Genomic DNA, 13446 nt, shown 5'->3' with positions numbered 1-13446 from the left:
CGGGTTCTTGGTCGCGATGGCGGTTGATCGGGCAATGGCCGCTGCGCGGTTCGCGAGCAAGCTCGCTCCTACAGGGTGGAGGAGGGAACGACAGATACGACAAGGCCGCTCGAAAGCGGCCTTGTCGGTGTGGCGGGTGCCGATCAGTGTTGCTCGGCCAGCTTGTGCTCGAGGTAGTGAATGTTCACGCCCCCTTTGCAGAAGCCTTCGTCACGGGTCAGGTCGCGGTGCAGCGGGATGTTGGTCTTGATCCCGTCGACGACGATTTCGTCCAGCGCATTGCGCATGCGCGCCATGGCTTCGTCACGGGTGGTCCCGTAGGTGATCAGCTTGCCGATCAACGAATCGTAGTTCGGTGGAACCGCGTAACCGCTGTACAGGTGCGAGTCGACGCGCACGCCGTTGCCGCCCGGGGCATGGAAATGCTTGACCGTGCCTGGGCTTGGCATGAAGGTTTTCGGGTCTTCGGCGTTGATCCGGCATTCCAGCGCGTGACCGCGGATGACCACGTCATCCTGGGTGAACGACAGCTTATTGCCGGCGGCGATGCTGAGCATCTCCTTGACGATGTCGATACCGGTGACCATTTCCGATACCGGGTGCTCTACCTGCACGCGAGTGTTCATCTCGATGAAGTAGAAACGACCGTTCTCGTACAGGAACTCGAACGTACCGGCACCACGGTAGCCGATGTCGATACAGGCCTTGACGCAGCGGGCGAAGACTTCCTGGCGCGCGGTCTCGTCGATGCCCGGTGCCGGCGCTTCTTCGAGGACCTTCTGGTGCCGGCGCTGCAGCGAGCAGTCGCGGTCGCCCAGGTGGATGGCGTTGCCCTGGCCGTCGGACAGTACCTGGACTTCCACGTGACGTGGGTTGGTCAGGAACTTCTCCAGGTAGACCATCGGGTTGCCAAACGCCGCGCCGGCTTCGGAGCGGGTCAGCTTGGCCGAGGCGATCAGGTCTTCTTCCTTGTGCACCACGCGCATGCCGCGACCACCGCCGCCGCCAGCGGCCTTGATGATCACCGGGTAGCCGACTTCACGGCCAATGCGCAGGGCGGTTTCCTCGTCTTCCGGCAGTGGGCCGTCGGAACCTGGAACCGTCGGAACACCGGCCGCGATCATGGCGTGCTTGGCGGAAACCTTGTCGCCCATCAGGCGGATGGTTTCGGCTTTCGGGCCGATGAAGGCGAAGCCGGAGTTTTCCACCTGTTCGGCGAAGTCGGCGTTTTCCGCCAGGAAGCCGTAGCCAGGGTGGATCGCCGTAGCGCCAGTGACTTCAGCGGCCGCGATGATGGCCGGGATGTGCAGGTAGGACTGCGCGGCTTGCGCAGGCCCGATGCAAACGGATTCGTCCGCCAGGCCCAGGTGCATCAGCTCCTTGTCGGCCTTGGAGTAGACGGCGACGGTCTTGATCCCCATTTCCTTGCAGGCACGCAGGATCCGCAGGGCGATTTCGCCGCGGTTGGCGATCAGGACTTTTTCCAACTTCGCAGGCTTCAACATCAAAGACTCTCCGCGGTTCAAACGATGGTGAACAGCGGTTGGTCGTACTCAACCGGCTGGCCGTCTTCGACAAGAATGGATTCGATCACACCGCTGGTTTCAGCTTCGATGTGGTTCATCATCTTCATCGCTTCGACGATGCACAGGGTGTCGCCTTTCTTCACGCTCTGGCCGACTTCAACGAAGGCTGGCGAGGTAGGCGAAGATTTGCGGTAGAAAGTACCGACCATTGGCGAACGGGCCACGGTGCCGTTCAGCGCCGGTGCGGCGGGGGCGGCAGGAGCAGCGGCGGCGGCCGGTGCGGCAGCGGCAGGAGCAGCTACTGGAGCGGCAACCGGAGCCGGTGCGTAGTACTGCTGGGCTGGAGTCTTGCTGTGGCGGCTGATGCGCACGGACTCTTCGCCTTCCTTGATCTCCAGCTCATCGATGCCGGACTCTTCCAGCAGTTCGATCAGTTTCTTAACTTTACGGATATCCATGAATCATCAACTCCCAAGGGTCGGTCAGGGGCGTTTATCGCTTGTCGTTCAAGCTTTTGCCTGGCGTTCAAGCTGTTCTAGGGCGGCCTCCAGGGCCAGTCGGTAACCGCTGGCGCCAAGGCCGCAGATCACTCCCACCGCAACATCGGAGAAGTAGGAGTGATGGCGGAAAGGTTCGCGTTTGTACACGTTGGACAAATGCACTTCGATGAATGGGATGCTCACCGCCAGCAGCGCGTCACGTAATGCGACGCTTGTATGCGTAAAAGCTGCTGGATTGATCAAAATGAAGTCCACGCCTTCATCGCGGGCGGCATGGATGCGCTCGATCAATTCGTACTCGGCATTGCTCTGCAGGTACTGCAGATGGTGCCCGGCATCACGGGCCCGCTGCTCCAGATCCTGATTGATCTGGGCCAGGGTGGTTGCACCGTAGACCCCGGGTTCACGGGTGCCGAGCAGGTTCAGGTTGGGGCCGTGAAGCACCAGTAGGGTGGCCATCGGTCGTTCCTTGTTATCGGGGGGCTGTTGTCAGAACCCGGCGACTATGCCGGAAAGACTTTATGACTGTCCAGTTCTCGGCAATAGCCAGCACGATGACCGATGTTTGCGCAAAATATGTGACCGACTGATTAAATCCGGTCATTTGCCCGCAACCAGGGAGCACTGATGTGCCTGGCGTCGATTTCGCCGCTGTTGCGCTGAAAAGGGCTGCCGGTCGCTGCGGTTTTGCGCCCTGCGGCGCGGCGATCCCCTGGGCAGGGCCGAGCGGACTTGCCCCGATGGGCTGCGACGCTGGGCGGCCAGGCGGCCTCAGACGCGGAAGGCCTGCACCGCGGTATGCAATTGCCCGCCCAGGTCCAGCAGGTTCTCGCCCTGGGCCCGGCCTTCGCCGATGCGCAGCAGGTTGTCGCCGCCCAGTTGGTGAATGCGTTCGCTGTGGTCGCGAATCTCGCTGACCGCGCCGCTTTGTTGAGCGGTGACATCGGCGATGCGCACTGCGGTGTCGGCGATGGTCTGGATCGCCCCGACGATTTCATCCAGCGCGCCGTCGGCGGCCTGGGCCTGACTGGCGGTGGCTTCAGCGTGTTCCACCTGGGCACGCATGCCTTGAACCGATTGCTGCGCGGCGCTTTGCAGGCCTGCGATCAGGGTCTGGATCTCCGCCGTGGCGCCGGCGGTGCGCAGGGCCAGGGAGCGCACTTCCTCGGCGACCACGGCAAAGCCGCGGCCCATTTCCCCGGCGCGGGCGGCTTCGATAGCGGCGTTGAGGGCCAGCAGGTTGGTCTGGTCGGCGATGGAACGGATCACCGTCAGCACGCCGCCGATGGTGGCCGATTCCTGGGCCAGGTGTTCGATCATCTGCGCGTTGCCCTGGACTTCCCCTACTAGCGCATGCAGCCCGGTCAGGCTCAGGCCGATGACTTTCTGCCCTTGCTGCACCGCCAGCCCGGCACTGCTGCTGGCATCGGCGGCCTGGCTGGCATCGCCGGCGACCTGCTGGATGGTGGCTTCCAATTCGCCCAAGGCATCGCGAATCTGCGCGGTGTCGCCGGCCTGGCGTTCGGCCCCGCTGTGCAGGCCGCTGCTGAGGTCGGCCAGGGCGCGGCTGCTGCCCACCACTTGCTCGGCGTTCTGGCGAATGGTGCCCACCAGGTCCACCAGATAGGCGCGCAGACGGTTCAGGGACTCTTCGATGGCGTGCAGTTCGTGGTTGGTCTTGCCCAGTTGGATCGGCTGGCTGAAATCGCCTTCGGCCCAGGTCGACAGCGCCGGGGCGAGGTTGGTCAGGACCCGGGCCAGCTTGCGCTGCAAGGTGTCGATGACCAGGGCGATCAGCAGGATCAAGCCGATCATCAGCCCCTGCATCAGGCGCACTTCGCCCTGGATCTGCCCGTGCTGGGCCCGTACCGCCGGTTCCAGCTCGGCAATGGCCTGGCGCACGGCGGTGATTTTCAGCAGGGTGGCGGCGGCGAGGTCGGCGCGTTGCTGGATCTGCTCGCGGGTGCGCTTGAGTTCCGCCGGGTAGCGGTTGAGCAGGCTGTTGAGTTCGCGCTTGAGGCTGATACCGGCGTCTTCGGTGGCGGCTTTCTGAGTGTTTTCCAGGCCCATCATGGCGGCGAAATCATCGGTGCCGGACTCACTGCTGGCAGCCACGCCCAATAAAGGCAGGGCTTCAAGCTGATCGGCCTGGGCGCGGATGTTGTTCAGTTCGCGTTCGACATCAGCGGCCAGTTCACTGCGGCCGCTGCTCACCAGCTTGTCGCGGGCCAGGGACAGTTTGCCCAGGTGCTGCGAGGCGGTGAGCAATAGCGGCAGGTAAGGGGCCGCGTCCGGGTTCCTGGTTCCGCTGGCGTACTGGCTGAGCTGCTCCAGGTTGGCGCCCAGTTCGCGCTCGGCCTGCAACAGCAGCGCCTGGGGGTCGCCTGCCAGCTTGCCGGCTGCCAGCAGGTCGCTCTTGCTGAAGGCGTCGAGGCTGGCCAGGCTCGGGCGCAGGCTTTGTGCCAGCGCCGGCGGCAGTTCGCCGAGCTCGCCTTGCAGGGTTTCCAGGGCCTGGGTCGCGCTGCTCAGGCGCAGGGCATCGCCGCTGGCCAGATAGTCTTCGACATTGCGCGCCACTTGATTCTGAAACTGCTGGGACAGCCCCAAGTAACGCTCCATCAATAGATAGGGGCGTTCCAGGGCGCGTTGCGACCACCACAGCGTTGCCCCCAGGGCGAGGCAAACGGCAACCAGCAGCAAGGTATTGAGATTGGTCAGCAGCTTCAGGCGCATCGGGGCTCTACCAACGGCGAAAATGGTAAGCGCCTGAATTTATTGCGTTTGTATTACAAGGTTATGACCGAATCGGTGGATTCGGATGAAAAGGTGGCACTTTGACTTGATTGGCGCGCGGCCTGTACCCGGTTGCGGCCGCCATGCTTGGCGCGGTACAGGGCTTCGTCTGCCTGGCTGGCCATCATCAGGCTGTCGGAGTCTTCCTGCATTTCCACCACCCCGGCGCTGAAGGTGCACCACAGGTCCTGGGGCTGGGCCGGGTAGTGGATCTCGGCGAAGCGCTGGCGGATTTCGTCCAGCACCTTGCACGCCGATTCCTGGTCGGTGTCGGGCATGACAATGGCAAATTCTTCGCCACCGTAGCGGCCGATGAAGTCGGTCTTGCGCAGGCGCTGCTTGAGAAACAGCGCCAGGCTCTTGATCACCCGGTCGCCCATGGGGTGGCCGTGGCTGTCGTTGACCCGCTTGAAGTGGTCGATGTCGAGCATGGCGAAACTCAGCGGCTTGCCCTCGCGGCGGGCGCGGAAGCTGCAGTCTTCCAGCAATTGCAGGATATGGGTGTGGTTGTACAGGCCGGTGAGGCTGTCGCGGACCATCCGCGCCTTGAGGTTGCGCGCCCGTGCCGCGCGGTTGCGCACGGTGGTGATCAGGTGCCGCGGCTTGATCGGCTTGGTCAGGAAGTCGTCGCCGCCTTCGCTCATGGCGTCCAGCTGCTTGTCCAGGTCGTCCTCGGCGGACAGGTAGATGATCGGCACGCTGACGTAGCGGTCGTTGTGGCGGATCACCTTGGCCAGCTCGGTGCCGGTGCAGGCCGGCATGTACATGTCGAGGATGATCAGGTCCGGCTGGAAGTCCGCCAGCTCGGCCATGGCCTGGATCGGCTCGATCAGGGTGCGGGTGACGATCCCGGCGCTGTTGAGCAGGCGCTCGGTGTGCAGCGCCTGGGCCCGGGAGTCGTCGATGATCAGCACTTTATAGGGCTCGTACTGGGCGACGCAGGTCAGCACCTCGATCTTTTCCAGCAGGCTGGAGGCTTCCAGGGTGCCGGTGAGGAACTCCTGGCCACCGGCGCGCACGGCGGCCAGGCGGGTCGGGGTATCGGTTTCATGCAGGCTGAAGAACAGCAGCGGCAGTTTCTGCTCCAGGCCGACCTGGGCCTCGGCGGCCAGGGTCAGGCCCATGCCGGGGCCGCAGAAGTCGACGTCTATGACGATGGCCGCCGGCAGGCGCTCGACCATGGACGAGCGAAAGGCCGCAATGCTGTCCAGGGACTGGGCGCTGAGGCCGAAGAATTCCAGCTGCTTGGCCAGGCGTTCGGCGCGGTCGTGGTCCTGCAGCATCACGTAGATCGGCTTGCGCAAGGGCGGCAGGAAGGTCTGTTCCAGTTGGTCGCCGTGACGCAGGCCGGTGCGCGACAGGCGCTGCATCAGGCGGTTGAGATCGGTGATCAGGGTGCTGCTCAGGCGCCCGCGATTGGCATCCACCGCCTCCAGGGACTGGCTGATGCTGCGGGCCAGCTGAGTGTGTTCGGGTTGTTCGAAACGTTCGGCGAAGCGCAGCAGGCGCAGGTTGGCCTCGCACAATTCGGACATGTCGCTGGTGGACCATTCGCTGCGTTGCAGACGCTGCCATATCTCAAGAATCTGACGTGCCTGATGAATTACCCGCTGGGCAAAGTGGTGCTTGAGGCGCTCACGGCTGGGGTCTTCTGGCTCGGTCATATCCTGACTACTAGTTAGGGTGCATGCTGAGATCGACTGGTGGCTCTATGCTAGCACCACTTTTGCGTCCCATGAGTGTCGTGCGTCAATAATGTGCAAGGCGACGCAATTCAGTTCCTGACCGACTGGTCGCATAGGTTCTGGCCGGTGCTTCATTTATAGTGATCGCCCGATTCGCAATCATTGCGCGACGCGCATTTGCCGGAAGATTTATCCCGTCAAGGCAAGGCACGATGGAGTAGGGTTGTGGTCGAACCGATGAACCCAAGTGATTGAAAGGACATAGCCATGCTGGATTGGAAGAATCGCGCAGGCAGCGCGCCGGATCGTGCTGCCCAACCCAAGTCGGCGACACGCAGCTATTTTGGTGGCCTGCTGTTCAGTCGCGCCCTGGCCACCTTGCTGGGCCTGTACTTGCTGGTGACCGGTGGCCTGGGTTGGTACTGGAGCCAGGAACCGGCGCTGTTTCCGGTCCAGCAGAACGCCCAGATCGCCGCCGAGAAAGAAGGCCGGCAGATGGTGGTGGGCTACACCACCGTGGAAACCCTGAAGACCGTGGCCAGCACCTTGCTCGACAAACCGGGTGGCTATATCTCCAACGACCGTTTTCCACCGGGTCTGTGGATGGACAACATGCCGAGCTGGGAATACGGCGTGCTGGTCCAGGTCCGCGACCTGACCCGCGCACTGCGCAAGGACTTCGCCCGTTCCCAGTCCCAGTCCGCTGAAGACGCTGACCTGGCCAAGGCCGAGCCGCGCTTTAACTTCGACAACAAGAGCTGGATCCTGCCCTCCAGCGAGTCGGAGTACCAGGAAGGCATCAACTCCCTGAGCCGCTACCAGGCGCGTCTGTCCGATCCGAACCAGAAGACCGCACAGTTCTATGCCCGTGCCGACAACTTGAACAACTGGCTGGGTGATGTCGGCACGCGCCTGGGTTCGCTGTCTCAGCGCCTGTCGGCCAGTGTTGGCCGGGTCAAACTCAACACCGCGTTGAAAACCGAAGTGCTCGCCCCCGGCCAGGTGCCGCAAGTGGACGAAGAGCTGGAGGAAACGCCGTGGATGCAGATCGACAACGTGTTCTACGAAGCCCGTGGCCAGGCCTGGGCCCTGTCCCACCTGCTGCGCGCCATCGAAGTGGACTTTGCCGACGTGCTGGCGAAGAAGAACGCCACCGTCAGCGTGCGCCAGATCATCCGTGAACTGGAGGCCTCCCAGGAGCCGGTCTGGAGCCCGATGATCCTCAACGGCAGCGGCTTTGGCATTCTGGCCAACCACTCGCTGGTGATGGCCAACTATATTTCCCGGGCCAACGCGGCGGTCATCGACTTGCGTCAACTGCTCAATCAAGGCTGATCCATGGTCGCAACCGACAAAGAGGCCGCGCACCGCGCAGCCTCCGATGCTGAAGAAATTGCCTGGGTCGATGGCGAAGACCAGCTGCTGGGTGCCATGGTCCGTTCCGAGCTGCGCGAGCGTGGCCTGATTGGCCGTGGCACTTACATCATGCTGTTCAACTCCGCCGGTGAGCTGTGCGTGCACCGGCGCACCCTGAGCAAGGCCATCTACCCGGGTTATTGGGATGTCGCCGCCGGCGGCATGGTCCTGGCGACGGAAAGCTACGCCGAGTCCGCCGCCCGAGAACTGGAAGAGGAACTGGGGGTAAGCGGGGTCGAGTTGACCGCCCACGATCACTTTTTCTTCGAAGACACCGGCAACCGTCTCTGGTGTTCGGCCTTCTCCGCAGTCTGGGACGGTCCGCTGCGCCTGCAGCCCGAAGAAGTCCTCGAAGCGCGCTTCATTCCCCTGGACCAGGTACTGCGGGAAATCCATGAAAAGCCCTATTGCCCGGACTCCCTGGCCGCCTTGCAACGCTATCTGGCGCGACGTCGTTAAAGTTGCATAAATTGACGCTGATTGGCTCTTAGCAACCGGGCTTTTTGCCGTTACACTGCGCGACTTTTCAAGCTGAACCGGCGGCGCTTGTTGCAAGCGCGCCGGCCCAGTAGCGCTGCCCCTGCCTGAGTGGGGCTTCGCGGTCGATGGCACCGCCATGTGCTTCGACCAGTCTTTGTCCTCCCAAGAGGATTGCCGGTGGCCAAAAAAGCCGCATCCTTCGCCGCCCTTGGTGGCCTCGTGTTTTCCACCGACGCAGGTCGACATTGCCCGGACTGTAGCCAGCCGGTGGCCGCCTGTATCTGCAAACAAACCGTGATTCCGGCCGGCGACGGCATTGCTCGCGTGCGTCGCGAAAGCAAGGGCCGTGGCGGCAAGACGGTGACCACCATCACCGGCGTGCCCCTGGCCGAAGACGCCCTCAAGGAACTTGCCACCACGTTGAAGAAGCGCTGTGGCACCGGTGGCGCGCTGAAAGACGGCGTCATTGAAATCCAGGGCGACCATGTCGAGCTACTCTTGGCCGAACTGGTCAAGCACGGTTTCAAGGCGAAGAAGTCCGGCGGCTAGCAGCCTCTGTGAAAACCACCTCTGACTCGACCCTGTCTTGATTGGCTCAGGACGCGGCGCCGTCTCCCATGGTTTTCACAGAGCCTGTTCATGAACGGTTTCTAAACTCAGCACGGCAGGCGCGGTCTATTGCGCTTGCAGGCTAATCGTCATTTTCATTCTTTAGACTGCGCCGACCCCGGATTGGGGCGGCGCTCTATGACTTCTTTATAGGGGACTTCGATGTCCGTACGACGCACACGTAAAGACGATGGCAGCCAATGGACCGTTGCGGACAGCCGCAGTGTCTACGGGATTCGCCATTGGGGGGCCGGGTATTTCGCGATCAATGACGCCGGTCGCGTCGAAGTTCGCCCGAACGGCCCGAGCAGTTTGCCCATCGATCTGTTCGAGCAGGTCGAGGAGCTGCGCAAGAGCGGTTTGTCTTTGCCGTTGCTGGTGCGTTTTCCGGACATTCTCCAGGACCGCGTGCGTCAGCTGACCGGCGCTTTCGACGCCAACATCGCGCGCCTGGAATACCAGAGCAAGTACACCGCGCTGTACCCGATCAAGGTCAACCAGCAGGAAGCGGTGATCGAGAACATCATCGCCACCCAGAACGTCTCCATCGGCCTGGAAGCCGGCTCCAAGCCGGAGCTGCTGGCAGTCCTGGCCCTGGCGCCCAAAGGCGGCACCATCGTCTGCAACGGCTACAAGGACCGTGAGTTCATCCGCCTGGCGCTGATGGGCCAGAAGCTCGGCCACAACGTGTTCATCGTCATCGAGAAAGAGTCCGAAGTGGGCCTGGTGATCGAGGAAGCGGCCTCCCTCAAGGTCAAGCCACAGGTCGGCCTGCGGGTGCGCCTGTCGTCCCTGGCGTCGAGCAAGTGGGCCGACACCGGTGGCGAGAAGTCCAAGTTCGGCCTGTCGGCGGCGCAGCTGCTCTCGGTGGTGGAGCGTTTCCGCGCTGCCGGCCTGGACCAGGGCATCCGCCTGCTGCACTTCCACATGGGCTCGCAGATCGCCAACCTGGCGGACTACCAGCACGGCTTCAAGGAAGCCATCCGCTACTACGGCGAACTGCGCAACCTCGGCCTGCCGGTGGATCACATCGACGTCGGCGGCGGCCTGGGCGTGGACTACGACGGCACCCACTCGCGCAACGCCAGTTCGATCAACTACGACATGGACGACTACGCCGGCGTGGTGGTGGGCATGCTCAAGGAGTTCTGCGACGCGCAGAACCTGCCGCACCCGCACATCTTCTCCGAGAGCGGCCGTTCCCTGACCGCCCACCACGCCATGCTGGTGGTGCAGGTCACCGACGTCGAGAAGCACAACGACGACGTGCCGAAGATCGACAACAAGGAAGAGCTGCCGGAAACCGTGCAATGGCTGGTGGACCTGCTGGGTCCGACCGACATCGAGATGGTCACCGAAACCTACTGGCGCGCCACGCACTACATGAGTGACGTCGCCGCCCAGTACGCCGACGGCAAGCTGACCCTGGCCGAAAAAGCCCTGGCCGAGCAGTGCTACTTCGCCGTGTGCCGTCGCCTGCACAACTCGCTCAAGGCGCGCCAGCGTTCCCACCGCCAGGTGCTGGACGAACTCAACGACAAGTTGGCGGACAAGTACATCTGCAACTTCTCGGTGTTCCAGAGCCTGCCGGACACCTGGGCCATCGGCCAGGTGCTGCCGATCCTGCCGCTGCACCGTCTGGATGAAGAGCCGCTGCGTCGCGCGGTGCTGCAGGACCTGACCTGCGACTCCGACGGTAAGATCAAGCAGTACGTCGACGAGCAGAGCATCGAGACCAGCTTGCCGGTGCACGGCCTCAACGAGGGCGAGGACTACCTGCTGGGGATCTTCCTGGTGGGCGCCTACCAGGAAATCCTCGGCGACATGCACAACCTGTTCGGCGATACCGACTCGGTGAATATCTACCAGCGGCCTAACGGCAGCGTGTACCACGCAGGGATCGAGACTCACGACACCATCGAAGACATGCTGCGCTACGTGCACTTGTCGCCGGAGGAGTTGATGACTCACTACCGCGACAAGGTGGCCAGCGCCAAGATCAGCAGCGCCGAGCGCACCCAGTTCCTCGACGCATTGCGCCTGGGCCTGACCCGTTCGTCCTACCTGTCGTCCTGACGCTCGGCGCAAGCCTTGAAAACCCACCGCATGCGGTGGGTTTTTTTTGTCCCCGCTACAGCCTTTGCAGCTAGCCTGAACACAGCTGTGCAAAGCGCAAGGCAGACGGGAGGAGCGATGAGCAATGCAATACGCGGCACCTGGCGGCTGTTGTTCGGCGGGTTGTTGATCAGCGTGCTGGCGGCCTGTTCGCCGCTCAAGCTGCTCAACTCCCTGACCCCCGGCAGCACCTTCATCAAGACCCCGGACATTGCCTACGGCAGCGATCCGCGGCAGAAGCTCGATGTCTATCAGCCGCGGCAGGCGGCTGCGGGGGCTCCGGTGGTGGTGTTCTTCTACGGTGGCAGTTGGAACAGTGGCTCGCGCGCGGACTACGACTTTGTCGGCGAGGCCCTGGCCTCCCGGGGCATGGTGGTGGTGCTGGCGGACTACCGGCTTTATCCACAGGTGCGTTACCCGGCCTTTCTGGAGGACGCGGCCCGCGCCGTGGCCTGGACCCATGAGCACATCGGCGGCTTTGGCGCCGATCCTCAGCGCCTGTTCCTGATGGGGCACAGCTCCGGGGCCTACAACGCCGCGATGTTGGCGCTGGATCCGCGCTTTCTGGGAGAGGTCGGGCTGACGCCGCAAATCATCAAGGGCTGGATCGGCCTGGCCGGGCCCTATGACTTTCTTCCCATTCGCAACCTGGAGGTGCGTCCGGTGTTTTTCTACCCCGATTCGCCGCCGGATTCGCAGCCGATCAATCACGTCAGCCAGGGCGCGCCGCCAGCGCTGTTGATCGCTTCCAACCAGGATTCGCTGGTCAACCCGCAGCGCAATACCGGTGGCCTGGCCAACAAACTGCGCGCGGCGGGTGTGCCGGTGCAGGAGTTTTATTTTTCCCGCACCAATCACGCCACCCTGGTGGCCGCCCTGTCCCGCCCCCTGCGCGGGCTGGCGCCGGTACTGGATCGGGTCAGCGGCTTTGTCGAGTCGACTCAGTGAGCCCCGGAAAACCAGGCGTCGCGCCGCTCCAGCTGCCAGGCGAAGGCGCCCAGGGTCAGGCTGCGCAAGAGCATGAACAATAAGAAACTCAGCCACAGGCCGTGGTTGCCAAAGCCTTGCAGGGCCCAGGCAAAGGGCAGCAGCAGGAGCACGGTGAGGAGCATGCCGTTGCGCATTTCCCGGGCCCGGGTGGCGCCGATGAACAAGCCATCGAGCAGGTAGCTCCAGACCGCGATCAGGGGCAGTACGGCAAGGTAGGGCAGGTAGGTGAAGGCGGTCTGGCGGACTTCGGCAATGTCGGTCTGCATCTCGATGAACAGGTGACCAGCTAGCAAGAACATCAGCGCGAATCCCAAGCTGGCCAGCAATGACCAGCCACCGGCCACCACCAGCGAACGACGCAGGGCCCGGCGGTCATGGGCGCCGATGGCGTGGCCGCACAGGGCCTCCACCGCGTGGGCCAGACCGTCCAGGGCGTGTGCGGTGAGCAATAGGCCATTGAGCAGCAGGGCATTGGCCGCCACCGTGGCATCCCCGAGGCGCGCGCCTTGTACGGTGATCAGGAAAAACACCGATTGCAGGGCCAGGCTGCGAATGAAGATGTCGCGGTTCACCGCCAGCAGCGGGCGCCAGCTTCGCCAGCGGCGCAATGCGGCCCAGGCAATCTGTCCCGGGTAGGCGCGCAGGGCCGGCCGGGTCATGGCCAGGCCGATCAGGGCGCCGGTCCATTCGGCGATCACCGAGGCCCGCGCCGAACCCACCACGCCCCAGTCCAGACCGAGGACGAACCACAGGTTGAGGGCGATGTTCACCAGGTTGGTGCTCAGCAGGATGGCCAACGGCGCCCGGGCATTCTGGGTGCCGAGGAACCAGCCCACCAGGGCGAAGCTGGCCAGGGCCGCGGGCAGGCCCAGCAGGCGGGTGTGGAAAAATGCCCGGGTCATCTGGTCCAGGCCCGCCGAGGGTTGCATCAGGTGCAGGGCCGCGCCGCTCAGCGGCACGCCGATCGCTCCCAGCAGCAGTGCCAGGCCCAGGGCCAGCAGCAGCCCCTGGAGCAGGATCTGGCGCAGGGCTGCGCCGTCGCCGCGGCCGGCGGCCTGGGCGGCGAACCCCGTGGCCCCCATGCGCAAGAAGCCCATGGCCCAGGCCAGGAAGGTGTAGAGGCTGGCGCCGACTGCCACCGCCCCCAGTTGATGGGCATGGGGCAGGTGGCCGATCACGGCGCTGTCCACCAGGGCCACCAGGGGCACGGAAATATTCGACAGGATCATCGGCGCGGCCAGGGCCCAGACGCGGCGATGGGTGGGGCGATGACGCCAATCGGTGATCAGGGGGGACATGCGGGCTCCTTGCGAGAGCCGGCATTGTAGCCCC

11 protein-coding genes are annotated in these 13446 nt (G+C 63.7%); 5 read left to right on the top strand and 6 right to left on the bottom strand.

Going from position 1 to position 13446, the window contains the following annotated elements; translation table 11 throughout:
• Positions 1-143: 143 nt before the first annotated feature.
• The 5 genes from accC to gcbA all read right to left on the bottom strand — a co-directional run bounded on the left by accC (position 144) and on the right by gcbA (position 6483).
• Positions 144-1505 (bottom strand): acetyl-CoA carboxylase biotin carboxylase subunit, encoded by a 1362-nt coding sequence (accC, locus tag GWQ44_RS12895; RefSeq protein WP_275927501.1) that lies wholly within the window; start codon positions 1503-1505, stop codon positions 144-146.
• Between the two features lie 17 nt (positions 1506-1522).
• A complete protein-coding gene (gene accB / locus GWQ44_RS12890) occupies positions 1523-1984 on the bottom strand; it encodes an acetyl-CoA carboxylase biotin carboxyl carrier protein (RefSeq protein ID WP_015633997.1) in 462 nt (153 codons plus the stop codon).
• Positions 1985-2032: 48 nt separating this feature from the next.
• The gene (gene aroQ / locus GWQ44_RS12885) at positions 2033-2485 is read right to left on the bottom strand and encodes a type II 3-dehydroquinate dehydratase (protein ID WP_016968217.1); all 453 of its coding nucleotides are present in this window, start codon (positions 2483-2485) and stop codon (positions 2033-2035) included.
• 312 nt (positions 2486-2797) lie between these two features.
• On the bottom strand, positions 2798-4759 hold the full coding sequence (locus tag GWQ44_RS12880) for a methyl-accepting chemotaxis protein (RefSeq protein ID WP_275927500.1): 1962 nt from the start codon (positions 4757-4759) through the stop codon (positions 2798-2800).
• 53 nt (positions 4760-4812) lie between these two features.
• Positions 4813-6483, bottom strand: coding sequence for a diguanylate cyclase GcbA (gene gcbA / locus GWQ44_RS12875; protein WP_016968215.1), 1671 nt, complete (start codon positions 6481-6483; stop codon positions 4813-4815).
• 288 nt (positions 6484-6771) lie between these two features.
• Between gcbA and GWQ44_RS12870 the strand changes: the two genes are divergently transcribed.
• The 5 genes from GWQ44_RS12870 (at position 6772) to GWQ44_RS12850 (ending at position 12072) form a co-directional block, all read left to right on the top strand.
• Positions 6772-7839, top strand: coding sequence for a DUF2333 family protein (locus tag GWQ44_RS12870; protein WP_103739510.1), 1068 nt, complete (start codon positions 6772-6774; stop codon positions 7837-7839).
• Between the two features lie 3 nt (positions 7840-7842).
• On the top strand, positions 7843-8379 hold the full coding sequence (locus GWQ44_RS12865) for an NUDIX hydrolase (protein ID WP_047301474.1): 537 nt from the start codon (positions 7843-7845) through the stop codon (positions 8377-8379).
• 198 nt (positions 8380-8577) lie between these two features.
• Positions 8578-8949, top strand: a complete 372-nt coding sequence (locus tag GWQ44_RS12860) for a translation initiation factor Sui1 (RefSeq protein ID WP_015634001.1) — start codon at positions 8578-8580, stop codon at positions 8947-8949.
• Positions 8950-9171: 222 nt separating this feature from the next.
• A complete protein-coding gene (gene speA / locus GWQ44_RS12855) occupies positions 9172-11085 on the top strand; it encodes an arginine decarboxylase (protein WP_016968213.1) in 1914 nt (637 codons plus the stop codon).
• Between the two features lie 117 nt (positions 11086-11202).
• A complete protein-coding gene (locus tag GWQ44_RS12850) occupies positions 11203-12072 on the top strand; it encodes an alpha/beta hydrolase (RefSeq protein WP_275927499.1) in 870 nt (289 codons plus the stop codon).
• Here GWQ44_RS12850 and GWQ44_RS12845 read toward each other — a convergent pair.
• Positions 12066-13412, bottom strand: a complete 1347-nt coding sequence (locus GWQ44_RS12845) for an MATE family efflux transporter (RefSeq protein ID WP_275927498.1) — start codon at positions 13410-13412, stop codon at positions 12066-12068. The two genes, GWQ44_RS12850 and GWQ44_RS12845, sit on opposite strands and share 7 nt — an antisense overlap.
• Positions 13413-13446: the final 34 nt, after the last annotated feature.

The organism is Pseudomonas sp. 3MA1 (assembly GCF_029237275.1).
GTDB classification, from domain to species: domain Bacteria; phylum Pseudomonadota; class Gammaproteobacteria; order Pseudomonadales; family Pseudomonadaceae; genus Aquipseudomonas; species Aquipseudomonas fluorescens_AP.
Note: the sequence above shows the minus strand (reverse complement) of the source record. Positions and strands in the feature narration are given on the sequence as shown.